Here is a 25,655-nt window from a genome sequence, read left to right on the forward strand (position 1 = left end):
GGTTCCTTACTGCATATGCTGATCAAGCTCTTTACAGATCTCACTGGTGAGTTGCTCACAGATTTCTGGATCAGTAATCGGCTGATTGTTGGCATTGGTTAAATAGAAAAAATCCTCAACGCGCTCGGCGATGTTGGCGATCTTGGCGTTGTGAACATTGATCTCAAACTGCGCAAAGATACGTCCGATTCGAGAGAGTAGACCAGGGCGGTCCGCTGTGAATACCTCAAGTACGGTCTGTTTCAGATTGGGATCGGTGTGTACTGAAGCACTGGTTTTGATCGGAAACAGTTTAAGCTGCCTCGGTACTCTTCGATGAATGATGTCAGGGAAGTCTGCGGGATCATCCAGTTCATCGACCAACTGCTGTTGAATCTCTTTTTGGTAGTCTGGATTGTCATTCAATGGCTGATTGTTCTCATCCAGCACCATGTAGATGCTGAGCGTGTAGCCGTTATTGGTTGCCATGATGCGGGCATCTTGAACACTGAGATTTTGCTGGTCTAATGAGGCAACCGTTGCGGCGAAGAGGTTGGTCGTATCTTCAGTAAAGATGAAAATCTCCGTCGCACCCTCATGAGAGCGATAGCTGTGTTGGTGCAGCGTCACAACCGGCAATGGCTGGTTGCCATGTTCAAGTATGGCCTGTGTGTGCCGGGCAACGGCTTGACTGTCGATGCGTAAAAAGTAGTCATCCCCAAAGTGTTGCCACAGATTTTTAACGCGCTCCTCTTTGGCTCCCAATCGCTTAAGGGATTGCAGTGCTTCAAACTGAGTCTGTTCAATCAACTCCTCTTTACCCAGAGGGTTCTCTAGTCCGCGTCGAAGAGCACGCCTGGTTTCGGCATAGAGTTGACGAAGCAGGGTTGCCCGCCAGCTGTTCCAAAGTTCATTATTGGTCGCATTGATGTCAGCGACGGTCATCACATAGAGATAGTCCAGGTGTGTCACATCGCCCACGATGCTAGCAAATTCATGAATGACTTCAGGGTCTGAAAGGTCGCGTCGTTGTGCCGTCATCGACATGATCAGGTGTTTATCCACTAGCCAGGCGACCAGTGCGCTGTCCCATTTTCCAAGGTGGTGTCGTTTACAGAACTCCAGTGCATCGACTGCGCCGAGTTCTGAGTGATCACCTCCGCGACCTTTGGCGATGTCGTGGTACAGGCCGGCCGCGTAAAGCAGCTCAATTTTAGGTAGATTGTTCACTACGCGATGAGCGACAGGGAAGGTTTCACGAAACTCTGTGTGCCGGAACTGACGCATCATCTGAATCACTTTGAGCGTGTGTGCATCAACCGTGTAGATATGGAAAAGATCGTGTTGCATCTGGCCAACAATATTACCGAACTCAGGTAGATAGAGGCCTAAAATGCCGTAACGATTCATTCGCTTCAGCTCTGTCGAGACACGTTCAGGTGAACGCAGTAGCTCCATAAAGAGGCTGGTATTTCGGAGGTCAGACCTGAAATCATCATCGATCAGGTGTTTGTGATCTCGAAGTAATCGAATCGTCGAGGCACGAACACCTTTAATTTCAGGATTCTGTGCCATCAGAACAAACAACTCCATGATGGCAAAAGGGTTCTGCTCAAATACCTTGTTGTGTGCGACGGCCAGAAAATTGTCGCGAACGATAAAGCGTGAGTTTAGCTTCTGTATCTGTTGCTCTACATCGGCTCTAAGAATAACTTCGTCAAAGTATTGCAGTAGCATGCCGTTGAATTCTGACATCGCTTTAACAACACGGTAGTAGCGGCTCATGAACTGTTCAACCGCTAACGAACCTTTGTCATCCGAGTATCCAAAGTACTCAGCCAGAGTGCGCTGATGATCAAACAGCAGTCTATCTTCACGGCGCTTTGAGTGCATATGCAGGGCATAACGAACTGTCCAGAGGTAGAGTTCACCTTTGTTGAGTGTTTCAAGCTCTGACTCCGTTAAAAAGCCGTGATTGACTAAGTCTCTAATATAGGTGGCACCAAAGTGTCTCTTGGCAACCCAGCCGATGGTTTGAAGATCGCGCAGTCCACCTGGGGAGTTTTTGATGTTAGGTTCAAGATTGTATTCGGTGTTGTTGGTGCCTAGATGCCGTGCTGTCTGCTCCTTCATTTTCGCTTTGAAAAATTCAGAGTCTGTCCAGGCGTCATCCTGAGTGACGCGCTCAAACATTTTTAGTTGCAGGGATGGGTCCCCTGTCAGCGGGCGTGACTCGATCAAGTTGGTGGCGATGGTAATGTCATTACGGCACTCTTGATAGCACTCTTCAATGGTGCGCACACTAGAGCCAATATCCAGGTTGATATCCCAAAGAAGTGTCAAAAAGCCGCTAATGGTCTCCTCGAAACTTTCAGCCTCAACACCATCGATCAAAATCAGAATGTCGACATCGGAGTGGGGGTGTAGCTCCCCTCGGCCATAGCCCCCGACTGCGATCAGCGAGACTTTGGATTCGTCTGGCCAATCGAAATGTTGCCAGGCAACTCGTAAGATTTGGTCAATCACCCAGGCACGACCGTAGATCAACTTGCGAATATCCTCTTTCGCTTTGAAGCTCTCATGCATCGTTTCCGTAGCATGTCTAACTGCGCTTTTCAGGGCAGTGGTCAAGTTGCCATCATTGATCTCTTGTTCGAGCCGTTTGATATCTAAAAACTTCTCGATGCCATTGATGGGGACGGGTGTCAGCTTGATAGCTTGGCTCATCAAATTTAGCCTTTCTCTTCACTACGCAGGGTGAGAATTTCATGGCCATCAGCCGTCACTAAAATCGTGTGTTCATACTGAGCAGAGAGACGACGGTCTGCTGTCTCTACAGTCCAGCCGTCACGCTTGTTTAACTTAACCTGGCGTTTGCCGGCGTTAATCATCGGTTCGATGGTTAGGCACATACCCTCTTCAAGGGTTTCACCAGTTCCTGCTTTGCCGTAGTGGAGGACTTGAGGCTCTTCGTGGAACTCTGCACCGATGCCGTGGCCGCAATACTCGCGAACCACCGAGTAGTGGTTTGCTTCGGCATGTTTCTGAATCACAGCGCCGATATCACCGAGTTTCACACCCGGTTTGACCAGCTCAATACCCATGTTCATACACTCTTGAGTGATCTCGCAGAGGCGTTTTGCATGTGGTGCAACATCACCTACAAAGAACATTTTGCTGGTGTCGCCATGGTACCCATCTTTGATCACGGTAATGTCGATGTTGACAATGTCGCCGTTCTTTAAGGCTTTGTCATTGGGGATGCCGTGACAAACGATTGAATTGACTGATGTACAGATGGATTTAGGAAAACCGTGGTAGTTCAAAGGTGCTGGAATCGCTTGCTGCACATCAATAATGTAGTTGTGACAAATTTGGTCAATCTCATTGGTTGTGATGCCAGGCTTTACATGCTCTTCGATCATCTCAAGAACCTCGGCGGCTAAGCGTCCAGCCACTCGCATCTTTTCGATTTCGTCAGCGGTTTTGATCTTGATGGTCATCGGTGAATCCTTTTTAAATCGGTGATTTGCGCTTCGGAAAATTGAAGGCGTTTTTGATACTGCTTATTGTACAGGAGGTAGTGTTTTGGTCTACCGGAGTTTGCTATGTAATTTTGAAAGCGGATGTCAGGCTGAAAGCCAGACGCCCTAGATCTTTAAGTGGTTTTTAATTGGGTGTCTGGCCTTCAGCCTGACATCCGCTTTAAAAGGTAGGTAGGGAGTAAAATTACTTCTCAAACGTTAGTCTTTATGGTATAAATTGCGCTCCCAAAAATCGTGCTTCGGCACTAAAACTAAAACACACACACTTCGTCACGTTTGTCTGGGTGCCCTAAGGGGTTGATAAATGGGGGGTGTGGAGGTTTAAACCCATAGAGGAAATACCAAATGGCACAAGTAAATATGCGCGATCTGCTTAAAGCAGGTGTTCACTTCGGTCACCAGACTCGTTACTGGAACCCAAAAATGTCGAAGTTCATCTTCGGTGCGCGTAACAAAATTCATATCATCAACCTTGAGCACACTCTGCCAGCTATGAACAACGCACTAGACGTTGTTAAAAACATGGCTTCTAACAAAAACAAAATTCTTTTTGTTGGTACTAAACGTGCAGCAGCTAAGGTTGTTAAAGAAGAAGCATCACGTGCGGGCATGCCTTACGTAAACCACCGTTGGTTGGGTGGCATGCTAACTAACTACAAGACAATCCGTCAGTCGATCCGTCGTCTACGTGATCTTGAAGCTCAAGCACAAGATGGTACTTTCGAGAAATTGACTAAGAAAGAAGCGCTAATGCGTAGCCGTGAAATGGCTAAGCTTGAGCTATCTATCGGCGGTATCAAGGATATGGGCGGTCTTCCAGATGCTCTATTCGTTATCGACGTAGATCACGAGCGCATCGCAATCAACGAAGCTAACAAGCTTGGTATCCCTGTCATCGGTGTTGTTGATACTAACAGCAACCCAGACGGTGTTGACTACGTTATCCCAGGTAACGATGACGCACTACGTGCCATTCAGATCTACGCTCAGTCTGTTGCAGACGCGTGCCTAGAAGGTTCTGATGCAACGGGTGGCGCTGCAAGCGAATTCGTTGAAGTTGAAGAGCAAGCGGCTGAGTAATTCAGTCTTAGGTTTGTAACCTTTAACTTACATACTTTCAAAAGGGGGAGCCAGGCTCCCCTTTTTTAGATTTACCTAACTAATTTCTTAAATGAGGATTGCAAAATGGCAAATATCTCTGCGGCAATGGTAAAAGAGCTGCGTGATCGTACTGGCCTAGGCATGATGGAGTGTAAAAAAGCACTTGCTGAGTCTGGTGGTGATGTTGATAAGGCGATTGAAGATCTACGTAAGTCTTCAGGTCTAAAAGCTGCTAAAAAAGCTGGCCGTACTGCTGCTGACGGTGTTGTTGTGGTTCGTGTTGCTGACGACAACAGCTACGGTGTAATCGTTGAAGTTAACTCTGAAACAGACTTTGTTGCTCGTGACGAAGGTTTCCTTGGTTTTGTTAGCCAGGTAGCTGACAAAGCGTTTGCTGATAAGCAGACAGATGTTGCAGCTCTAATGGCTGGTGACCTTGAGTCGGCTCGTGAAGCGCTAGTTCAAAAGATTGGCGAGAACATTACTGTTCGTCGTATCGCTCTTGTTGAAGGTGCAGTCGTTGCTGGATACGTACACAGCAACAACCGTATCGCTTGTCTTGTCTCTCTTGCAGGTGGTGACACTGAAGTGGCTCGTGACGTTGCTATGCACGTTTCTGCAGCTAACCCTCGTGTGTGTAAGCCTGAAGATATGCCACAGGAAGAGCTTGATCGCGAGAAAGAGATCATCATGGCTCAGCCTGACATGGAAGGTAAGCCACAAGAGATCAAAGAGAAAATGGCAATCGGCCGTGTTAAGAAGTTCCTTTCTGAAAACAGCCTTGTTGAACAGGCGTTCGTTAAGAACCCAGAGACAACTGTCGGCAAACTTATCAAAGATGCTGGTACTGACATCAACGGTTTCACCCGCCTAGAAGTTGGTGAAGGCATTGAAGTTGAGAAGAAAGACTTCGCTCAAGAGGTAGCAGAGCAGCTGCAAGGCTAATTCTGTACTAAACTAGCCCTGCCGACTTGCGGGGCTAGTTGTTTTCGATATACCTTTATCACACTTCTTTTAATCGCCTGCCGGGGGTGCCCATGCCTGTAAACAAGCCTAACTCCAAATATAAGCGAATTCTTCTGAAATTAAGCGGTGAAGCTTTAATGGGAGAAGAGAACTTTGGTATCGATCCAAAAGTTCTTCATCGAATGGCTCTGGAGATCGGTCAGTTAGTGGGTATCGGCGTTCAGGTCGGTCTAGTGATTGGTGGTGGTAACCTGTTTCGCGGCGCTGCGCTAAGTGAAGCAGGATTGGATCGAGTGACTGGCGACCATATGGGTATGCTAGCCACTGTGATGAACGCACTTGCAATGCGTGATGCACTCGAACGCTGTAATATTGCGACGCGAGTGATGTCGGCAATTCCGATGAGCGGCGTTGTGGATCACTATGATCGTCGAAATGCGATGCGTTACCTGTCACAAGGTGATGTGGTGATCTTCTCTGCTGGTACCGGTAACCCTTTCTTTACAACCGACTCTGCTGCCTGTCTGCGCGGCATTGAGATCGAAGCCGATGTGGTACTTAAGGCAACTAAGGTTGACGGCGTCTACACTGCGGATCCTATGAAAGATCCAACGGCTGAGCGCTACGACCGTCTAAGTTTTGATGAGGTGCTTGAGCGTCAGCTGGGTGTGATGGATATGACAGCAATCTGTCTGACCCGTGACCACGATATGCCCGTGCGCGTTTTCAATATGAACAAGCATGGTGCTCTTGTTAACCTAGTTGTAGGTGGCGACGAGGGTACATTGATCGATAGCGGCAGCGCTAACGGAGATAAATAATGATTACTGAGATTGTTCAAGACGCTGATCAGCGTATGTCAAAAAGCGTTGATTCTCTTGTAGAGCAGTTTAAAAAAATTCGAACAGGTCGTGCGACCCCTGCCATTCTTGATTCTGTGATGGTCCACTACTACGGTTCTGATATGCCGATTCAGCAGGTTGCTAACGTGACGGTTGAAGATGCGCGTACACTGTCGATCATCCCATGGGAAAAGAACATGGTTCCTGAGATCGAAAAAGCGATCATGAAATCAGATCTTGGTCTTAACCCAGCGACAGCCGGTGATGTTATTCGCGTGCCTATGCCAGCGCTGACCGAGGAGACTCGTAAGGGCTATATTCGTCAGGCACGTGGCGAAGCTGAGAATGCTCGAGTGGCTGTGCGCAATGTGCGTCGTGATGCTAACGGTGATATTAAAGATCTTTTGAAAGAGAAAGAGATAACAGAGGACGATGCGCGTCGTGGCGAAGATCAGGTTCAAAAAGAGACTGATAAGCACGTTGCTGAGATCGACAAGCTGTTGGCTCAAAAAGAGAAGGATTTGATGGAGATTTAATCCATCAAATTCGCGCACAGCGCATTAGGATACGACCTTTAATGGCCGATAATAACGATAACACCGTCAATACACGTCCTGCTCCACGCCATATTGCCGTCATTATGGATGGCAATAACCGTTGGGCCAAAGAGCGTCGCTTGCCGTCTCTCGCCGGTCATAAAGCGGGCGTCGATAGTGTCCGTGATGTCATTCAAGGCTGTATGGAGTCAGGGGTTGAATCTCTGACTCTTTTTGCCTTCAGTTCTGAGAACTGGCGCCGTCCTGAAAAAGAGGTCCGTGGTCTGATGGATCTCTTCAAGTTTGCCCTCGATCGTGAGGTTAAAAAACTCGTCAAAAATAATATTCGTCTTCGTGTCATTGGTGATAAGTCTGGTTTTTCCGAATCACTACAGCAGCGCATCGAAAAAGGCGAACAAGCGACTGCCCACTGTACTGCGCTTAATCTGAATATTGCAGCTAACTACGGTGGTCAGTGGGATATTGCTCATGCGGTTCAGCAGATTGCTGAGCAGGTCAAGCAGGGCGAGCTAGAACCTACCGATATCAATGCAGATCTTATTTCAAAGCATGTCTCACTGGCCGATCAGCCTCTGCCAGATCTCTGCATCAGAACGGCCGGTGAACAGCGAATCTCTAACTTTTTAATCTGGCAATTCGCTTACACAGAGTTCTACTACAGCGATCTCTACTGGCCAGACTTTAACCGCGAAGAGCTTCTCAAAGCGGTTGATAACTTCCAAACGCGTGAGCGTCGATTTGGCCGAACCAGTGAGCAACTGGAGGCCGAAAGTCATGTTTAAACAGCGCGTCATTACCGCTTCAATTTTGGCGCCATTGGCGCTAGGTTCGGTTTTCCTTCTACCTTTGTCTGGGTTTGCTATCGTTATGGCGCTTGTGATGATGATTGGGGCCTGGGAGTGGGGTAATTTCGCGCTCTATTCACGTCGCATGCGAGCGCTCTTTGTGGCGTTAGTGGGAGTGGTAATCGCAGCGATCTACCCATTTGTTACTGCTTTGACGCTCCCTATATTAGTTGTCGCAGCGCTATTTTGGGTGTTTGCGATTACTCGGGTGGTTCGCTACCCAAAGACCCTAGGTATCGATGGGGCTGTGACTAAGTTGATTACCGGTCTGTTGGTGCTAGTCCCTGCTTGGGTGGCGATGGTGGGTCTGAAAACCCATGAGAGCGCGCATCTATTACTACTGCTGCTGTTTTTGTTGGTTTGGGGTGCTGATATAGGCGCCTACTTTGCCGGTAAGCGCTTTGGTCGAGTTAAGCTTTTACCTAAAGTTAGTCCTGGCAAAACGCGTGAAGGGGTTTATGGTGGTTTGTTAGCAGCCATGATGATCGCTCTTGGATTCTCGATTGTCTTAGGTCTCTCTTCTACTTCTATTATTCTGCTGATGGCGCTCTCTGCTTTGGTGGTGGTTGTCTCTGTATTTGGCGATCTGTTTGAGAGCATGTTTAAGCGTGAACGTGGTATCAAAGACAGTGGTGTGATCCTGCCAGGTCATGGTGGCGTACTGGATCGTGTCGACAGTCTTACGGCTGCTGCACCGCTGTTTTTGTTAGGAATTCAACTGCTTCCGATTCTTTAAGGGTAAGTGATGGATTTTATCCAAACGGTTCTCTCTCTTCTTATAACACTTGGCATACTGGTCACAATTCACGAGTGGGGTCACTACTGGGTAGCTCGTCGTTGTGGCGTTAAGGTACTGCGCTTCTCTGTCGGCTTTGGTAAACCTATCTGGATGCGTAAGGGCAAAGATGGCACTGAGTATGCTGTCGCCTCCATCCCTTTAGGTGGCTATGTTCGAATGCTCGATGAGCGTGAAGGACCGGTTCCAGATGAGCTCAAATCTCAAGCGTTCAACAACAAAAGCGTCTATCAGCGAATCGCGATCGTTGCAGCAGGCCCGTTTGTTAATTTGATCTTTGCCCTCTTTGCGTATTGGTTCCTATTCATATGGGGGGTGACGGTTGTAAAACCTGTCGTTGGCGCCGTTACACCTGACTCGCTTGCAGAGCAAGCTGGTCTTCAGCCCAATTATGAGATCGCTGAGATTGACGGGCGAGAAGTGCTCTCATGGGAGGAGATCAATTTAGCGTTGGCAGCACGAGTGGGTGAGACAGGTGTATTAACTCTTCGTGCAGGTGAACCTAATTCTGGTTGGTTAAGAAACTACTCGGCTGATCTGCAAACTTGGGATGTTGATCTAGAGACCACTTCGCCACTTCGAGCCTTTGGCTTGTCACCCTGGCAGCCAGAAGTGCCTGCCGTTATAAGTCAAATCTCTCCTGATGGCCCAGCTTATAAAGCAGGTCTGCAAGAGGGCGATAGGGTCGTCAGCATTGACGATACGCCTATCGATAACTGGATGGCTTTGGTTGGCAAAGTGCAAGCTTCTTACGATACCGATCTTCGATTTGAAATTGTTCGTGATGAACAGTCCGAAGAGGTGATTGTAAGACCCGGCCTAAGACCCGGCAGTGATGCCTTAGTTGGCTATATCGGTGCCGGCGTTGTCGTCCCTCAGTGGCCAGAGGATATGTTAAGGGATCTCTCTCAGGGGCCGGTGGATGCTCTAGTGAGTGCCTACGAAAAGACCGTTCAGATGATTGGACTGACGCTGGACTCGATCAAGAAGATGATCGTTGGTGTCATTTCAGTGAAAAATCTGAGTGGCCCAATTACGATCGCTAAGGTGGCCGGCGCTTCGGCATCATCAGGGTTGGAATCCTTTATCAGTTTTTTGGCCTATCTCAGCATCAGTTTGGGTGTGCTAAATCTTTTACCAATTCCGATGCTAGATGGCGGTCATTTAGTGTACTATTTTGTAGAACTGATTCGAGGTCGTCCTGTCAGCGAGCGTACCCAAGCTTTCGGAATGAGGTTGGGTATGGCGCTGTTGTTTAGTTTGATGGCCATTGCATTTTTTAACGATTTAGCGCGTCTTTAAGCGTACTAGAGGAATCACTGGATGAAACGCTTCACACTCTTATCACTGTTAGGACTTATCTTCTCGGTCCATGCTATTGCCAGTGATTTTGCCGTCGATGACATTCGTATCGAAGGTTTGCAGCAGGTTGATCCAGCCATTGTATTCCGAAATTTTCCGATTAATCGTGGTGATCTTGTCGATCAACGAGCTCTCAATGATGCGACAAAAGATCTGTTCGAATCCGGTTATTTTGATGATGTAGAGCTACTCAAAGATCAAGGTGTGTTGATTGTTCGAGTTAAAGAGCGCCCGTCCGTTGCGCTGATTCGTCTTGAAGGTAACGATCTGATCAAAGACGAGCAGTTAATGGCTGCCCTCAAACGATCAGGCCTTGAAGAGGGAGACGTGTTTCGTCGTTCAGCTCTTGATCAAATTCGTCTCGATCTGCTTCAAGTATACAACCAGGCAGGTCGCTATACCGCTGAAATCAACACGGATGTTGAGCAGCTAGATGGTAATCGTGTAGCCCTCAATATAAAAGTCACTGAGGGTGAAACTGCGGTAGTACAAAAAATTAATATCATTGGTAATTCGGCTTTCTCTGATGAAGAGCTGTTGGGTCTGTTTGATTTGGGAACAACCAATCTCTTCTCATGGTGGACTGATAATGATAAATACGCTCGAGAGAAGTTAAGTGCTGATATCGAAAGACTTCGTTCCTACTACTTGGATCGCGGTTTCGTTAAGTTTGATATCAACTCATCTGATGTCTCTATTAGCCCTGATCAGAAGCAGGTCTTTGTTACCATCAGTCTGACAGAGGGTCAGCAGTATAAGTACACTGATATCGATGTTGTTGGTGAGTTCGGTGTTGATAAGTCTGAGCTTACTAAACACCTTCAGATGAAAACAGGCGATCTGTTTTCTAGAAAGTTGGTGGTTGAGACAAATAACCTCATTCAAAAAGAGTTGGGTGATTCCGGCTATCTTTTTGCTAAGTCAAACGCCATACCTGAAGTTGATGACCAAGGTGGTGTGGCGCTCAAATTCTATGTTGAGCCGGGTAAGTTGGTAACGGTTCGTCGTATCGAGATTCGTGGTAACGCGATGACGGCTGACGAGGTAATCCGTCGTGAGTTACCGCAGATGGAGGGCAGTGTTGCTAGTGCAGATGCGATTGAACGATCCAAAACCCGCCTTGATCGTTTGGGCTTTTTTAGCAAAGTTGATATTAAAACATTGAGAGTTGCTAGTGCAGATGATCAGGTTGACCTTCAGTTTTCTGTTGAAGAGCAATCACTAGGGCAAATCAACGCTGGCGTTGGCTACTCCAGCGCTGAAGGTATTTTGTTTGATGTCGGCCTTCAACAAGATAACTTCTTGGGAACCGGTACAGAGTTTGGCTTTGCTTTTAATAACTCTCAAATTCTAACTCAGTACACATTCAGCTTTAATGATCCCTACTACACTCTTGATGGGGTAGGGCGTGGCTATGATGTCTATTACCGTACAAGAGATTTCGGTAATGATGATCTCTCTGATTACAATACCAATGAGGTTGGTGCCTCAGTGAATTTTGGTTACCCGATCGATGAAAACCAACGTGTCACCCTTGGTGTCGGTTTGGATTCAACGGATGTAAACATTAATGAGTCTGTTTCAACGCGACCTGACATTATTGACGAGTTTGTTACCTCAGCAGGTTCTTCGTACTTAACTTATAACCTGAACGGCCGTTGGCGCAATAACCACCTGAATAATGCCTTTTTCCCAACGGATGGTTACCTTCACGATGTTCGATTGGATGTTGCTGTGCCAGGTGGTGACCTTGCTTACTACAAAGCCAGTTACACAGGTCGTTACTATCAACCGCTTAACCGAGATCAAACCTGGGTGTTTGGACTTAAGACTCGTAATGGTTTCGCAGGCTCATTGGACAGTAACCCTTACCCCTTCTTTCAACGCTATTTTGCCGGTGGGTTAAGAACCGTTCGCGGTTTTGCTAATAACTCTTTAGGCCCTAAAGATGGTGATGACCCAATAGGAGGAAACATTCTCCTGTCAGGCTCTGCAGAGCTAATTTTCCCTGCGCCATTTTTAGATGAAGATTCATCGATTCGTACCATTGCCTTCTTGGATGGCGGTAACGTATTTACTACGGATAGCTGCTCTGGCTTGACAGACTGTTCTGACAATATTGATATTGGTGAGGTTCGATTTGCTGCCGGTGTCGGTTTGAGCTGGATTACGGCAATTGGCCCGTTGTCTATCTCTTTTGGTCAGGCACTGAACGCTAGCTCAAATGATACGAAAGAGTCTGTGCAATTCTCATTAGGACAAACCTTCTGATGATTGCTCGTTCTCTGCTTTTTTGGGTGTTTGCCTCTATCTCGCACTCAGCTATTGCTGGTTCAATGGTTGTTCTTGATGTCCAAGCGGCGCTTCAGTCGAGTAATGCTGCAGAAGCCTTTCGCGCAGATTTAGTTAAAAGCACTTCCCAGCAAGAGTCTCAGGTTCGTGATTTAGAAAATCAGGCTAAAAAGATGCAGTCTGATTTTGAGTTGAATAAGGGGCTGCTGACTCAAGAACAGATTCAGCAAAAAGATCTCCAATTCAAGAAAGTGTATGGCGAGTATCAGCGACAGCTGCAAGCGCTTCAGCAGCAGCGAGCGGCTATGGAGAAAGAGTTTTTAGAGGGTATGCGTCCCAAGTTGGATCAGGTCATCAAAGCGCTTATTGATGAAGGCGATATTTCGCTGATTATCAATCGTCAGTCGGCTATCTATGTTGAGCCTAGAATCGACATTACAGGTGAGATTATTAAACGCCTGAATGCCCAGGAGTGACTGGGGTTTGACTGATTTTTCCGAAAAAGCGTCCGATTTAGCTCTTCGCGTTAGTGGAGAGCTTGTTGGTAGTGATTGTCTAATCTCTGGGATGTCTACCCTTGATAAAGCGGGTATCGGTCAGCTCTCTTTTCTATCCAACGCCAAATACCAAAAACAGCTTCCAGACACTCAGGCTGAAGTCGTTCTAGTCAGTGCAGAGTTCGTTGATCTGGTCCCCAATAGCGCTATTGTCGTTGCTAATCCCTACCTAGCCTTTGCAAAGTTATCGCAGCTGTTTGATTGGCGTGGTCCTTTAGTCGCTGGAATTGCGCCGACTGCAACAGTAGACCCTTCTGCCGAGATCGACCCCTCTGCTCAGATTGCGGAGGGTGCAATTGTTGGCGCTCAAGTTAAGGTGGCTGCCCATGCCTATGTGGGTCCCAACGTGGTCATAGGTGAGGGTGTATTGCTCGGTGAGTCAACACGGCTTGAAGCGAATGTAACCCTCTATCCTGGAGTTTCCATCGGTAAGCGATGCATTATTCATTCTGGTGCTGTGATTGGAGCCGATGGGTTCGGTTTTGCTCATGACGGTCAAGGCTGGGTAAAAATCGCCCAAGCCGGTGGTGTGATTTTAGGTGATGATGTTGAGGTCGGTGCAAACACAACGATCGATCGCGGTGCTCTGTCGGATACTTTGATTGCTAATGGTGTGAAATTGGATAATCAAATTCAGATTGCACACAATGTTGAGATCGGAGAGTCAACGGCCATAGCTGGTTGTACTGCAATTGCGGGTAGCACTCGTATCGGCTCTCATTGTACTATTGCAGGTATGAGCGGTGTCACGGGGCATTTAGAGATTGCCGACCGAACCCACATCACGGCGATGACTTTGGTCAGTAAATCAATCAAAGAGTCGGGTGCTTACTCATCGGGTACTGGGGTTGAACCTCACGCTCAATGGAAGCGAAATGTGGTCCGGTTTAAGCAACTTGATGAGTTGTCCCAACGCGTTAAAAATCTAGAAAAGCTTGTAAAAAAGCTTGCTGAATAAGGCTAAAAACTGAATATGATGGATGTAAATGAGATCCGTAAATACCTTCCGCACCGCTACCCTTTTCTATTGGTTGACCGCGTTGTAGAACTAACACCCGGTGAATCCATTGTCGCTTACAAGAATGTGACCGTTAACGAACCTTTCTTTAACGGCCACTTCCCTGATCATCCCGTCATGCCGGGTGTCTTGATTGTTGAAGCGATGGCTCAAGCGGCCGGTATTCTTGGTTTTAAAACCATGGATAAAACACCTCAGGATGGTTCGATCTACTACTTTGTGGGTGCCGATAATCTGCGTTTTAAACGCCCAGTAGTGCCTGGCGACCGCCTTCAGCTTGAAGCGTTGGTATTGTCTGAAAAACGCGGTATCTGGAAGTTCCAAGTTAAAGCGACGGTTGAAGGTGAAACGGTTAGCTCGGCAACCATTCTGTGTGCTGATAGGAAGGTCTGATTTTGATTCACCCGCTAGCTATTATCGATCCCTCTGCTAAGTTGGCAGAGGGTGTTGAGGTTGGACCTTGGAGTTACATCGGACCTGATGTCGAGATCGGTGCAAATACTCGTATCGAATCACATGTTGTCGTCAAAGGCCCGACCAAAATCGGTAGCGGAAATCATATATTTCAATTCGCATCTGTGGGCGAAGATTGCCAAGATAAAAAGTATGCCGGTGAACCCACTGAATTGATCATCGGTGATAACAACGTTATTCGAGAAGGCGTAACGATTCACCGCGGAACAGTTCAGGATAAAAGCCTGACGCAGATTGGCAGTCATAACCTTCTGATGGCCTATGTCCATGTGGCCCATGACTGTGTTGTCGGTGATCATACGATTTTGGCCAATAATGCAGCCTTAGCTGGGCATGTTCATGTTGGTGATCATACGATATTGGGCGGTTTTACAGCTGTTCATCAGTTCTGTCACATTGGTGCACATGTTATGTGTGGTGCTGGTACTGTTGTGCTTCAGGATATCCCCTCTTACACCCTTGCAACCGGTAATCCAGCGTCACCACACGGCATCAATGCAGAAGGTCTAAAACGTCGAGGCTTCTCATCTGAGTCGATCCGTGCGCTTAAGAATGCCTATAAAACGATCTACCGTAAAAACCTCACTCTTGCGGATGCGATCGCTCAACTAGAGTCCCTTGAAGCTGGCGAGTCAGCTCTGACCCCATTGATTGAGTCGCTACGTCACTCCTCTCGTGGAATCATCCGTTAATTCAACTAGACCCATTAAGGTTGCTATTGTTGCTGGAGAAGAGTCCGGTGACATTCTTGGCGCTGGGTTGATCAGTTCGTTAAAGAAGCGCTATCCCAATGCCACATTTGAGGGGGTAGGAGGCCGTCGAATGATTGCTCAGGGCCTTAATTCAGAGTTTCCTATGGAGCGTCTGTCGGTTATGGGTCTGGTGGAGGTCTTAAAACGGCTTCGCGAACTTTTAAAACGGCGCAAGAAGTTAATAGAAAAGTGGTTGCAAACACCCCCCGATCTTTTTATTGGCATTGATGCTCCCGACTTTAATTTAGGTCTTGAGAGAGTCCTAAAAGAGCGTGCCATCCCAACGGTTCACTATGTCAGCCCCTCGGTTTGGGCCTGGCGAGAGAAACGTCTAAAAAAGATTGAACAGTCGGTTGATTTGATGCTCTGCTTTCTCCCTTTTGAAGCGAAGTATTACAAAGATACTCAGGTTAAGGCTCAGTTTATTGGCCATCCATTAGCCACTCAGCTGCCACTCTCTATTAGTCAAAGCCAAGCCAAAACGGCTCTTGGTCTGAGTGATGCGAGTCCCGTATTGGCTCTGATGCCAGGAAGTCGCAGTTCTGAAGTGGGTAAGTTGGCACCCCCGTTCATTGAAACGGCACTCGCGCTTTGCAGTAAGATTCCCAATCTTCAGGTCATCCTTCCAGCCGCTAACGAAGCCCGTTATCAGCAGATAGCCCTGTTAATTCGAGAGGCTCAGGCAGAGAGTAAGATTAAACTTGTTCAAGGCTCCTCGCAGGAGTGTTTGATGGCGGCAGACTCAGTTTTGATTTCGTCCGGTACGGCAACACTGGAAGCGATGCTCTGTTCAACGCCTATGGTGGTGGCCTACAAAATGGCCCCGCTGAGTTATGCGATTATTTCTCGAATGCTAAAAACTCCCTATGTATCCCTGCCTAACCTATTGGCAGGCAGAGCATTGGTTCCCGAGATTTTTCAGTCTGATGTGAGGGTCGAGGTATTAGAGCCTCTGGTTTTACAAAGTCTGACGGATAGCCATTACATTCAATCGCTGCAGCAGGAATTTTCTGATCTGTCTGGGCTAATTCGCCAAGATGCCGATGAGCAAGCGGCAGAAGCTGTATCCACACTATTGGAGTTTAGAAGCTGATGCAGCCTCAAGAATTTAACTTTGCTGAGCACTCTCTCTTTGCCGGTGTGGACGAAGTAGGGCGAGGACCGCTTGTTGGCGATGTGGTTGCAGCAGCAGTGATTCTCGATCCTAACAATCCTATTGAGGGGTTGATGGATTCGAAAAAGCTGTCTGAAAAGCGTCGTGAAGCTTTGTCCATTGAAATTAAAGAGCGAGCGTTGTGCTGGTCAATCGCGGTTGCAACGCCGCAAGAGATTGATGAATTGAATATTTTGCACGCGACAATGCTGGCGATGAAGCGAGCGGTGTTGGGTTTATCCCAAGTGCCTGATCATGTCTATGTGGACGGTAATCGATGCCCCGAGATTCCTTACTCTGTTGAAGCGGTAGTGAAAGGTGACTCAAAAGTCGCAGAGATCAGTGCGGCTTCTATCATTGCTAAGGTACATCGTGATCATCAAATGCTAGAATTGGACGCACAATTTCCGCAGTATCAATTTGCCAAACATAAAGGCTACCCGACGCCGGCTCATCTTCAACTGATACAAGAGCACGGGGTATTACCGGAATATCGTCGTTCATTTGCGCCAGTAAGGCGCCTAATAGAGGGGAATCAGTAGAATGACTGACGCATCGTTCGTCCATCTTCGTGCGCACTCTGAGTTCTCACTCTATGATGGTCTGGTTCGTGTTAAAGAGCTAGTTAAGCATGCTGCACAGGCGCAGATGCCCGCTGTTGCGTTAACCGATCAGACCAACTTCTATGCGTTGGTTAAGTTCTTCAAAGCGGCCACTGCGGCGGGGATTAAACCAATCTGCGGGGTCGATTTTTGGGTGGTAGATGATGCCGATCCGGAGTCGCCACCGACCCAGTTGACGCTGCTCGTTAAAAACGGCTTGGGTTATCGTAATCTCACCGAACTGGTCTCTAGAGCCTATGCCGAAGGTCAGTCACTCGACCCTGAGCGTGCGCTTATCTATAAAAGCTGGATTGCTGAAAAATCTGAGGGTGTGATCGCGCTCTCGGGCGGTCGCCGTGGGGAGATAGGTCAGGCGATCCTATCTGGTCAGGCGGATTTAGAGGCTCGTCTGCAATATTGGATGGATCTTTTTCCAGATGCCTTCTATCTGGAATTGGTTAGAACAGGGCGCTCTGATGAAGAGACGGTCATCCATAAAAGTATCGAGCTTGCCCAGTCGCTGGGTTGTCCTGTCGTTGCAACCAATGAAGTGATGTTTGTCCGCGAGGATGACTTTGATGCTCATGAAGCGCGAGTCTGTATTAACCAGGGGCGCACTTTGGATGATCCGACGCGTCCAAGAGATTACTCTGATCAGCAATATTTCAAATCCTCTGAGGAGATGATTGAGCTCTTCTCTGATATTCCCTCAGCGATCGAAAACAGCGTTGAAATCGCCAAACGATGCAACATCGAGATTGAACTTGGAACTTACTACCTGCCAAGATTCCCAATACCTGAAGGGGTGTTGATGGATGACTACTTCAGGAGAGTGTCTGAAGTCGGTTTAGAAGAGCGCCTCGATTTTCTTTTTGATCGAAACTCCGAAGAGTTTGCTGAGATTCGTAAGGCTTATGATGAGCGGTTGAAGTTTGAGCTGGATATCATCATCCAGATGGGTTTCCCAGGTTACTTCCTGATCGTCATGGACTTCATTAAATGGGCTAAAGAGAATGGTATTCCTGTAGGGCCAGGGCGTGGTTCGGGTGCCGGCTCATTGGTCGCCTATGTCCTTAAAATTACCGACCTTGACCCACTTGAGTACGATCTTCTGTTCGAACGTTTCCTTAACCCGGAACGTGTTTCGATGCCGGACTTTGATATCGATTTCTGTATGGATAATCGAGATCAAGTCATTGACTACGTCGCTCAAACCTATGGGCGCGATGCCGTTTCGCAAATCATTACCTTCGGTACCATGGCGGCTAAAGCGGTGGTTCGAGATGTGGCGCGTGTTCAAGGTAAGCCCTTCGGTCTTGCTGACCGCCTCTCTAAATTGATCCCATTTGAAGTGGGAATGACACTCAATAAAGCTTGGGAGCAGGAAGAGGCGCTTCGCGAGTTCGTTGAAGGCAGTGAAGAGGCTCAAGAGATTATGGAGATGGCCTACAAACTCGAGGGGGTTACTCGAAATGTAGGTAAGCACGCCGGTGGTGTGGTGATCTCTCCAACCAAACTGACCGATTTCTCGGCAACTTACTGTGATGCTGAAGGTCAGGGCTTGGTGACCCAGTTTGATAAGAATGATGTTGAAGAAGCGGGTCTCGTTAAGTTCGACTTCTTGGGCCTTAGAACCCTGACTATCATTGACTGGGCACTTGAGACCATCAATAAACAGAAAGAGATTGAAGGCGAAGAGCCGCTGCGAATTGAAGCGATCGATTTAGAGGATCCAGAGGTCTACGCTCTACTCAAGCGTGCAGAGACTACGGCGGTTTTCCAGCTCGAATCCAGTGGTATGAAAGATTTGATTCGTCGTCTCTTGCCGTCACGTTTCGAAGATATCGTCGCACTGGTGGCCTTGTTTCGTCCCGGTCCTTTGCAATCTGGCATGGTTGATGACTTTATTAACCGTAAGCATGGCCGCGCTGAGATGGCTTGGCCTCACCCTGATTACCAGCTGGATTCTCTTCAGCCGGTATTGGAGCCGACCTACGGCATCATTCTCTACCAAGAGCAGGTCATGCAGATCGCTCAGGTGATGGCGGGTTATACGCTGGGCGGAGCGGATATGCTGCGTCGAGCGATGGGTAAGAAAAAACCAGAAGAGATGGCGAAACAGCGACATCTTTTCATTGAGGGCTCAAGCGCTCAGGGCATTGATGAAAAACTGGCCGGTAATATCTTTGACCTGGTTGAAAAATTTGCGGGTTACGGATTTAACAAATCCCACTCGGCTGCCTATGCATTGGTCTCTTACCAAACAGCTTGGCTAAAAACCTACTATCCAGCGCCATTCATGGCTGCTGTTATGTCCTCTGATATGCAGAACACCGACAAGGTGGTGATCTTCATTGAAGAGTGTCGTCAAATGAAGCTTAAAGTACTGCTTCCCGACGTTAATTTGAGTGAGTTCAAATTTACGGTGGGTCCAAATCAGGAGGTTGTCTACGGGCTTGGAGCGGTTAAAGGCGTAGGTGAGGGTCCTGTTGAAGCGATCATGGAGGCTCGGAAATCGGGAGCGTTTAAAGATCTGTTCGATTTCTGTAAACGAGTAGGGTCTAAAAAACTCAACAAGCGAGTGCTTGAATCCTTAGTACGCTCTGGTGCTGTTGATGCCTTAGGTCCCAATCGAGCGGTGTTGTGGGCCGCTATACCTGCAGCTTTGCAGTCGGCCGATCAAGATGCGCGCAATCAAGATGCGGGAATGTTCGACCTGTTTGGTGAGTCTGAAGAGGTTGTCGATGCCGATCCTTTCGAGCAGTTCATGAATGCTCGCGAGTGGAGCGACAAAGAGCGTCTGAATGGCGAGAAGGATACCCTCGGTCTTTACGTGACGGGTCACCCTATTGATGAGTATGAGTCTGAATTAAAACACTTTGTTTCTCGCAAACTACAAGAGCTTCAACCGGCTAGAGGGCGAGCTCAAAAAATGGCCGGCTTGGTTGTCGACCTGCGTGTTAAAAAGACCAAGCGAGGCGAAAATCTCTGCTTTGTAACCTTGGATGATCGATCTGCTCGTATCGATGTGAGTCTGTTTGGTGAAACCTATGATGAAGCGCGTCGTCTGATTCAAAAAGATCAGGTGATTGTGGTGGAAGGAGAGGTGGCTCAAGACGACTATAACGGTGGCCTCAAGGTGCGTGGGCAGCAGGTATTAAGTGTCGCGGATGCCCGTATTCGTTATGCGAAGTCGTTAACGATTAAGGCCGACGCAAAGGGGTTAACTCAACAAAGCTTGAGAATGTTGCAGGACTCTTTGAAAAAAGCACGCGCTTATCAGCAGGGTATGCCTGTTGTGATTGACTATAGCTGTGCTGAGGCGAAGGGTCGGATTGAGCTTGGCTCAGAGTGGATTGTCTCTCCTGATGACGACTTGATGCAATCACTTCGCGAGCAGTTTGGTAATCAGAGCGTCTCGCTGATCTACTAGTTTTCCTGACAGTATTTAGCCACCTAGGGTGGCTACTTTTTTGCGTGCGCGGTAGAATTCAACAATCAGTTTTATCTTTTAGAAGCGAATTGTATGAACCCCAACTACCTTGATTTTGAACAGCCAATTGCTGATCTGGAAGCAAAGATCAATGAACTTAAACACGTTGGCGAAGATAATGAGAGTATCAATCTCTCTGACGAGGTATCGCGCCTTCGTGAAAAAAGTCACTCTCTGACTCGTTCAATCTTCTCTGACCTGAGTGCTTGGCAGGTTTCTCAATTAGCTCGCCATCCGCAACGCCCATACACTCTGGACTACATCAAATACATCATCGATGAGTTTGAAGAGATTCATGGCGATCGTCATTTTGCTGATGATCAGGCGATTGTGTGTGGTATTGGTCGTTTGGATGGTCAGCCTGTTGCTGTGATTGGTCATCAGAAAGGTCGTGAAGTCAAAGAGAAGGTTCGTCGCAACTTTGGTATGCCTCGTCCAGAAGGTTACCGTAAAGCACTCCGTGTGATGGAGATGGCAGAGCGATTCAACATGCCGATTCTTACCTTTATCGATACTCCAGGAGCCTACCCAGGCATCGATGCTGAAGAGCGTGGTCAATCCGAAGCGATTGCATTCAACCTTGCGAAAATGTCTAAGTTGAAGACGCCTATTATCGCAACGGTGATTGGTGAAGGGGGTTCTGGTGGTGCATTGGCTATCGGTATCTGCGATGAGCTACTAATGCTTCAGTACTCAACTTACTCAGTCATCTCCCCAGAGGGCTGTGCTTCAATTCTATGGAAGAGCGCAGAGCGTGCTTCAGACGCAGCTAAAGCGATGGGTATCACGTCTGAGCGTCTCCACGAACTGGGTCTGGTTGATCAGATTGTTGCTGAGCCGTTGGGTGGTGCGCACCGTGATCCCGCGTTGATGGCCGCTAGTCTTAAGCAGCAGTTGCAAGCCTCACTGCAAAAACTGACTGGCCTAGCTGATCAAGAGTTGCTGGATCAACGTTATCAGCGAATTCTCTCTTACGGCGCAATTGGTCGTTAATGAGCAATAAAACAGCCGCAGATATTCGAGAGAGTCTGCGGCTTTTTTTTCTACATCATCCCCATATTGAGCATTGGGTCGTTGCCTACAGCGGCGGTCTAGACTCAAGCCTGCTTCTCAAGCTCTGTTCTGACATACTCCCTCCTGATCGCTTGTCAGCACTGCATGTTAATCATCAGCTGCAAAGCGGTTCTGATAGCTGGGAGCGATTTTGTGCTGAATCAGCATCCGAATGGGGTGTCTCTTTTGAATCAGAAAAAGTGACCTGTGACTCCTCGTCTGAAGAGAGCGCAAGGCAGGCGCGTTACTCTGCATTTAACAAGCGTTTAAAGCCCAAAGAGGCTTTGCTGCTAGCCCACCACCAAGATGATCAAGCCGAAACGGTCCTCTTTAACCTCTTTAGAGGCTCAGGTGTTAATGGGCTTTCGGGAATTGCTTCAAATAGATCGGTTGGGGAAGGAGAGCTTTTCAGACCGCTTCTGAATACGACAAAGTCTGATATCGAGTCAGCGGCCAAAGAGTTGCAGATTGCTTGGGTGGATGATCCCAGTAATCTTGATACAAGCTTTACCAGAAACTGGATTCGTAGAGATTTGTCGGGCGTTTTGAGCGCTCAATGGCCTGACTGGAAATCTACGCTGGCTAAAACAGCGTCACGTTTGAGCGAAGCGAGTGAATTGCATGAAGCGCTGGCGCAGATGGATCTTGAACGTTGTCAGCTAGAGGAGGGGGTTCTCTCCTTGGCACTCCTGCTGCAGCTCTCGCTGGCACGTAAGAAAAATCTTCTCTATCACTGGTTAAGTTCTGCTGGCCAGAGGGTAGGCTCGGAGAAACAGCTGGAATCGATTGCAAAGCTGGATGTAAAAGCAAAGGGTGAGTGGCAATTTTCCACAGTGATTTTGCGCGCCTATGATGAGAAGTTATTTTTATCACCTGATATTGAACGTCAACCCTGTGAGTCCATGGAGTGGGTGGTGTCTGATGAGACAGTGACATTTGGTCCTGGTCAGTTGAGCGCCATTAGATCTGAGGCTGGGCTGCCGGTAGATATGAAGCTAACTCTTCGAGCTCGAGAGCCAGGTGAGTCTGTTTACATTGAGTCTCGCGGGGGGCATGTCAGTATTAAAAAGCTGATGAATGAGCATCGAATCCCACCTTGGTTAAGAGAGTGTTGGCCAATTGTCTGTTCGTCGGGTCAGGTGGTGGCGATTCCTGAAATATGGCTGGATGAAAAAGTCTGTGTTAAAGACGGATTTTTACTAAATTGGGTCGTTTGATGTTTGTTACCAAAGCGCTCTTTTGGTAGACTGATTTCCCATCTTGAGTTCGCTAGAACTCCCTACAAACTCTATCTGACAGGTTCTGCATGACGCGCTATATTTTCGTCACCGGTGGTGTTGTTTCCTCATTGGGCAAAGGCATTGCTTCGGCCTCTCTCGCGGCAATTTTGGAAGCGCGTGGTCTTAAAGTCACCATGCTTAAGCTCGATCCATACATTAACGTGGATCCTGGTACTATGAGTCCGTTTCAGCATGGTGAGGTATTTGTCACCGAAGATGGTGCTGAAACCGATTTGGACCTTGGCCACTACGAGCGTTTTATTCGTACGACCATGGGCAAGCGAAACAACTTTACGACAGGCCGTATTTATCAACACGTTCTTCGTAAAGAGCGCCGTGGTGATTACCTAGGCGGAACTGTTCAGGTTATTCCTCACATCACTGATGAGATTAAGCGCCGCGTTATCGAAGGTGCAGGTGATGCTGATATCGCTCTCTGTGAGATTGGCGGTACCGTTGGTGATATTGAGTCCTTGCCGTTCTTGGAGGCTGTTCGTCAGCTGAAAGTGGAGCTGGGCTCAAACCGCGCTATGTTCATGCACCTCACACTTGTGCCTTACATTGCTACGGCCGGTGAGATTAAAACTAAGCCGTCACAGCACTCTGTGAAAGAGCTGCGCTCTATCGGTATTCAGCCTGATATTTTGGTATGCCGCTCTGATTTTGCGCTGCCTGAATCACAAGCTAAAAAACTCTCTATGTTTACCAACGTAGAAGAGCGCGCTGTTATTTCATTGCCTGATGCAAATACCATCTACAAAATCCCTGCGATGTTAGAAGCACAAGGTTTGGATCAGATCGTTGTTGAACGATTTAACCTGGATTGCCCTAAGGCTGATCTAGGTGAGTGGAATGCGGTAGCTGATGCGTTTTTGAATCCAGAGGGTGAAGTGACCATCGCGATGGTCGGTAAATACATGGAACTTCTGGATGCCTACAAGTCTCTTATCGAGGCGATATCACACGCAGGCATCTCACATCGTAAGAAAGTAAAAATCGAATACATCGATTCTGAACGTGTTGAGCGGGAAGGGGTTGAGATCCTTAAGGACTTCAGTGCGATCCTAGTACCTGGTGGATTTGGTGAGCGTGGTGTTGAGGGTAAGATCGAGGCGGTACGTTACGCTCGTGAAAATAAAGTCCCTTACCTTGGTATCTGCCTTGGCATGCAGGTTGCTGTAATTGAGTACGCACGTAATGTTGCTGGCTTGGCGGGTGCGACCTCGTCGGAGTTCAATACAGAAGCTGAGCACCCTGTTATCGGTTTGATTACTGAGTGGACGGATCACACCGGTGAAGTTGAACAGCGTACTGATGATTCAGATCTAGGTGGCACTATGCGCCTAGGTGCTCAGTTATGTCATCTTAAAGCGGGCACGCATGTTGCTGAAGCCTATGGTTCAACTGAAGTTGTTGAACGTCACCGCCATCGTTATGAAGTGAACAATAATTACGTTGCACAGCTAGAAGCTGCCGGACTTGTTATCTCAGGTCGTTCAACGGATGGTGAATTAGTCGAGGTTGTGGAAGCACCAGATCATCCGTGGTTTGTGGCTTGTCAATTCCACCCAGAGTTCACCTCTACACCACGTGATGGACACGGTCTATTTAAAGGATTTATTGGCGCTGCGCTTGAGTACCAAGCGAACAGCTAATTAGGAGTTAGGGAAATGACTACAATTGCAAACATCAAAGCACGTGAAGTATTGGATTCACGTGGTAACCCAACGGTTGAAGCGGACGTTGTTCTTGAGAACGGCATCATGGGGTCTGCTTGTGCGCCATCGGGTGCATCAACTGGTTCACGTGAAGCACTAGAGCTACGTGATGGTGATAAATCTCGCTACCTAGGCAAAGGCGTGCTTAAAGCTGTCGCTGCCGTGAACGGCGAAATCAAAGATGCCCTTGTTGGTATGGATGTGACTGATCAACGCGCTCTGGATAACAAGATGCTTGAGCTTGACGGTACTGAGAATAAGAGCAAATTTGGTGCGAACGCCATTCTTGCTGTTTCACTTGCTGCTGCTAAAGCGGCTGCGCAAGCTAAAAACATTCCACTTTACCAACACATCGCAGAGATCAATGGTACTCCAGGTCGCTACTCTATGCCTGTGCCAATGATGAATATCTTGAACGGTGGTGAGCACGCGGATAACAACGTTGATATCCAAGAGTTCATGGTGCAGCCGGTTGGCGTATCAAGTTTTGCCGAAGCACTTCGTTGCGGTGCTGAAATTTTCCACGCGTTAAAAGCGGTGCTTAAAGCTAAAGGCCTTAATACAGCGGTTGGTGACGAAGGTGGTTTTGCGCCAAACCTTGCGTCTAACGAAGAGGCTCTGGTTGTTATTAAAGAGGCGATCGCTAACGCAGGTTACGAGTTAGGTAAAGATGTTACTCTGGCTCTAGACTGTGCATCGTCTGAGTTCTATAAAGAGGGTATGTACGATCTTGCGGGTGAAGGTAAGAAGTTTGATTCAGAAGGATTCGGTGACTACCTTAAAGCATTGACTGAAAACTACCCAATTGTCTCTATTGAAGATGGCATGGATGAGTCTGATTGGGATGGTTGGGCGAGCCTGACAAGCAAGATCGGCAATAAGGTTCAGCTAGTTGGTGACGATCTATTCGTAACCAACACTAAGATTCTATCTCGTGGTATCGAACAGAGCATCGGTAACTCGATCTTGATTAAGTTCAACCAGATCGGTTCACTGTCTGAAACCTTGGATGCGATTAAAATGGCTCAGGATGCTGGCTTCACTGCAGTTATCTCACACCGTTCTGGCGAAACTGAAGATACAACCATTGCTGACCTTGCAGTGGGAACAGCCGCTGGGCAAATTAAGACCGGTTCACTTTGTCGCTCGGACCGTGTTGCTAAGTACAACCGCCTCATTCGTATCGAAGAGGAGTTGGGTGCTGCAGCAGCATACCGAGGCCTAGTTGAGATTAAAGGCCAGGGTTAATAGAAACATGATATAAAAGGGC

General features: G+C 47.8%; 21 protein-coding genes. 19 read left to right on the top strand and 2 right to left on the bottom strand.

The window, feature by feature from the left end:
* Window positions 1-6: 6 nt before the first annotated feature.
* Window positions 7-2,706 (bottom strand): [protein-PII] uridylyltransferase, encoded by a 2,700-nt coding sequence (locus XMD530_RS07430; RefSeq protein WP_173483423.1) that lies wholly within the window; start codon window positions 2,704-2,706, stop codon window positions 7-9.
* 5 nt (window positions 2,707-2,711) lie between these two features.
* The gene (map, locus tag XMD530_RS07435) at window positions 2,712-3,482 is read right to left on the bottom strand and encodes a type I methionyl aminopeptidase (RefSeq protein WP_173481457.1); all 771 of its coding nucleotides are present in this window, start codon (window positions 3,480-3,482) and stop codon (window positions 2,712-2,714) included.
* A 387-nt stretch (window positions 3,483-3,869) separates the two neighbouring features.
* Between map and rpsB the strand changes: the two genes are divergently transcribed.
* From rpsB to eno, 19 genes are all read left to right on the top strand, one after another.
* Window positions 3,870-4,604 carry a 30S ribosomal protein S2 gene (gene rpsB, locus XMD530_RS07440; protein WP_173481456.1) on the top strand — a complete coding sequence of 245 codons (735 nt, stop codon included), beginning with the start codon at window positions 3,870-3,872 and terminating at the stop codon, window positions 4,602-4,604.
* A gap of 105 nt (window positions 4,605-4,709) precedes the next feature.
* Complete coding sequence (gene tsf / locus XMD530_RS07445) at window positions 4,710-5,570, top strand: translation elongation factor Ts (protein ID WP_173481455.1); 861 nt, start codon at window positions 4,710-4,712, stop codon at window positions 5,568-5,570.
* A gap of 92 nt (window positions 5,571-5,662) precedes the next feature.
* Complete coding sequence (pyrH, locus tag XMD530_RS07450) at window positions 5,663-6,412, top strand: UMP kinase (RefSeq protein WP_173481454.1); 750 nt, start codon at window positions 5,663-5,665, stop codon at window positions 6,410-6,412.
* Window positions 6,412-6,969, top strand: a complete 558-nt coding sequence (gene frr, locus XMD530_RS07455) for a ribosome recycling factor (protein ID WP_173481453.1) — start codon at window positions 6,412-6,414, stop codon at window positions 6,967-6,969. Before pyrH ends, frr begins: the two co-directional genes overlap by 1 nt.
* Before the next feature lie 41 nt (window positions 6,970-7,010).
* Entirely contained in the window at window positions 7,011-7,772 is a 762-nt protein-coding gene (locus tag XMD530_RS07460) for an isoprenyl transferase (protein ID WP_173481452.1), read from the top strand.
* Window positions 7,765-8,571, top strand: coding sequence for a phosphatidate cytidylyltransferase (locus XMD530_RS07465; protein WP_173488750.1), 807 nt, complete (start codon window positions 7,765-7,767; stop codon window positions 8,569-8,571). The genes XMD530_RS07460 and XMD530_RS07465 overlap by 8 nt, the downstream gene beginning before the upstream one ends.
* 9 nt (window positions 8,572-8,580) lie before the next feature.
* Window positions 8,581-9,933 (top strand): RIP metalloprotease RseP, encoded by a 1,353-nt coding sequence (rseP, locus tag XMD530_RS07470; protein WP_173506976.1) that lies wholly within the window; start codon window positions 8,581-8,583, stop codon window positions 9,931-9,933.
* A gap of 21 nt (window positions 9,934-9,954) precedes the next feature.
* Window positions 9,955-12,264 (top strand): outer membrane protein assembly factor BamA, encoded by a 2,310-nt coding sequence (gene bamA / locus XMD530_RS07475; RefSeq protein ID WP_173506977.1) that lies wholly within the window; start codon window positions 9,955-9,957, stop codon window positions 12,262-12,264.
* Window positions 12,264-12,761, top strand: a complete 498-nt coding sequence (locus XMD530_RS07480; RefSeq protein ID WP_173498686.1) for an OmpH family outer membrane protein — start codon at window positions 12,264-12,266, stop codon at window positions 12,759-12,761. Before bamA ends, XMD530_RS07480 begins: the two co-directional genes overlap by 1 nt.
* A 7-nt stretch (window positions 12,762-12,768) precedes the next feature.
* Window positions 12,769-13,800, top strand: a complete 1,032-nt coding sequence (lpxD, locus tag XMD530_RS07485; protein ID WP_254443145.1) for a UDP-3-O-(3-hydroxymyristoyl)glucosamine N-acyltransferase — start codon at window positions 12,769-12,771, stop codon at window positions 13,798-13,800.
* Between the two features lie 15 nt (window positions 13,801-13,815).
* Complete coding sequence (fabZ, locus tag XMD530_RS07490; RefSeq protein WP_173481446.1) at window positions 13,816-14,253, top strand: 3-hydroxyacyl-ACP dehydratase FabZ; 438 nt, start codon at window positions 13,816-13,818, stop codon at window positions 14,251-14,253.
* A gap of 2 nt (window positions 14,254-14,255) precedes the next feature.
* Window positions 14,256-15,026, top strand: coding sequence for an acyl-ACP--UDP-N-acetylglucosamine O-acyltransferase (gene lpxA, locus XMD530_RS07495; protein WP_173506978.1), 771 nt, complete (start codon window positions 14,256-14,258; stop codon window positions 15,024-15,026).
* Window positions 14,986-16,179: a lipid-A-disaccharide synthase gene (lpxB, locus tag XMD530_RS07500; protein WP_217364173.1), complete on the top strand. Its 1,194-nt coding sequence runs from the start codon at window positions 14,986-14,988 to the stop codon at window positions 16,177-16,179. The genes lpxA and lpxB overlap by 41 nt, the downstream gene beginning before the upstream one ends.
* Window positions 16,179-16,781: a ribonuclease HII gene (gene rnhB / locus XMD530_RS07505; protein ID WP_173483414.1), complete on the top strand. Its 603-nt coding sequence runs from the start codon at window positions 16,179-16,181 to the stop codon at window positions 16,779-16,781. Before lpxB ends, rnhB begins: the two co-directional genes overlap by 1 nt.
* A 1-nt stretch (window position 16,782) precedes the next feature.
* Complete coding sequence (gene dnaE, locus XMD530_RS07510) at window positions 16,783-20,274, top strand: DNA polymerase III subunit alpha (protein WP_173481443.1); 3,492 nt, start codon at window positions 16,783-16,785, stop codon at window positions 20,272-20,274.
* A 93-nt stretch (window positions 20,275-20,367) separates the two neighbouring features.
* On the top strand, window positions 20,368-21,327 hold the full coding sequence (accA, locus tag XMD530_RS07515; RefSeq protein ID WP_173488743.1) for an acetyl-CoA carboxylase carboxyl transferase subunit alpha: 960 nt from the start codon (window positions 20,368-20,370) through the stop codon (window positions 21,325-21,327).
* The gene (tilS, locus tag XMD530_RS07520) at window positions 21,327-22,604 is read left to right on the top strand and encodes a tRNA lysidine(34) synthetase TilS (RefSeq protein WP_173495276.1); all 1,278 of its coding nucleotides are present in this window, start codon (window positions 21,327-21,329) and stop codon (window positions 22,602-22,604) included. Before accA ends, tilS begins: the two co-directional genes overlap by 1 nt.
* Before the next feature lie 89 nt (window positions 22,605-22,693).
* Window positions 22,694-24,322 (top strand): CTP synthase, encoded by a 1,629-nt coding sequence (locus XMD530_RS07525; protein WP_173484534.1) that lies wholly within the window; start codon window positions 22,694-22,696, stop codon window positions 24,320-24,322.
* Window positions 24,323-24,337: 15 nt separating this feature from the next.
* Window positions 24,338-25,633, top strand: a complete 1,296-nt coding sequence (gene eno / locus XMD530_RS07530) for a phosphopyruvate hydratase (protein WP_173506979.1) — start codon at window positions 24,338-24,340, stop codon at window positions 25,631-25,633.
* Window positions 25,634-25,655 lie beyond the last annotated feature (22 nt).

It is taken from the genome of Marinobacterium sp. xm-d-530, assembly GCF_013283365.1.
Lineage (GTDB): Bacteria > Pseudomonadota > Gammaproteobacteria > Pseudomonadales > Balneatricaceae > Marinobacterium_E.

Coding starts and splice junctions, on each gene's coding strand:
- pyrH (WP_173481454.1), top strand. CDS start 5,663: ATGCCTGTAAACAAGCCTAACTCCAAATATAAGCGAATTCTTCTGAAA.
- fabZ (WP_173481446.1), top strand. CDS start 13,816: ATGATGGATGTAAATGAGATCCGTAAATACCTTCCGCACCGCTACCCT.
- rnhB (WP_173483414.1), top strand. CDS start 16,179: ATGCAGCCTCAAGAATTTAACTTTGCTGAGCACTCTCTCTTTGCCGGT.
- XMD530_RS07460 (WP_173481452.1), top strand. CDS start 7,011: ATGGCCGATAATAACGATAACACCGTCAATACACGTCCTGCTCCACGC.
- frr (WP_173481453.1), top strand. CDS start 6,412: ATGATTACTGAGATTGTTCAAGACGCTGATCAGCGTATGTCAAAAAGC.
- map (WP_173481457.1), bottom strand. CDS start 3,482: ATGACCATCAAGATCAAAACCGCTGACGAAATCGAAAAGATGCGAGTG.
- tsf (WP_173481455.1), top strand. CDS start 4,710: ATGGCAAATATCTCTGCGGCAATGGTAAAAGAGCTGCGTGATCGTACT.
- rseP (WP_173506976.1), top strand. CDS start 8,581: ATGGATTTTATCCAAACGGTTCTCTCTCTTCTTATAACACTTGGCATA.
- bamA (WP_173506977.1), top strand. CDS start 9,955: ATGAAACGCTTCACACTCTTATCACTGTTAGGACTTATCTTCTCGGTC.
- rpsB (WP_173481456.1), top strand. CDS start 3,870: ATGGCACAAGTAAATATGCGCGATCTGCTTAAAGCAGGTGTTCACTTC.
- XMD530_RS07525 (WP_173484534.1), top strand. CDS start 22,694: ATGACGCGCTATATTTTCGTCACCGGTGGTGTTGTTTCCTCATTGGGC.
- tilS (WP_173495276.1), top strand. CDS start 21,327: ATGAGCAATAAAACAGCCGCAGATATTCGAGAGAGTCTGCGGCTTTTT.
- eno (WP_173506979.1), top strand. CDS start 24,338: ATGACTACAATTGCAAACATCAAAGCACGTGAAGTATTGGATTCACGT.
- XMD530_RS07465 (WP_173488750.1), top strand. CDS start 7,765: ATGTTTAAACAGCGCGTCATTACCGCTTCAATTTTGGCGCCATTGGCG.
- accA (WP_173488743.1), top strand. CDS start 20,368: ATGAACCCCAACTACCTTGATTTTGAACAGCCAATTGCTGATCTGGAA.
- dnaE (WP_173481443.1), top strand. CDS start 16,783: ATGACTGACGCATCGTTCGTCCATCTTCGTGCGCACTCTGAGTTCTCA.
- XMD530_RS07430 (WP_173483423.1), bottom strand. CDS start 2,706: ATGAGCCAAGCTATCAAGCTGACACCCGTCCCCATCAATGGCATCGAG.
- XMD530_RS07480 (WP_173498686.1), top strand. CDS start 12,264: ATGATTGCTCGTTCTCTGCTTTTTTGGGTGTTTGCCTCTATCTCGCAC.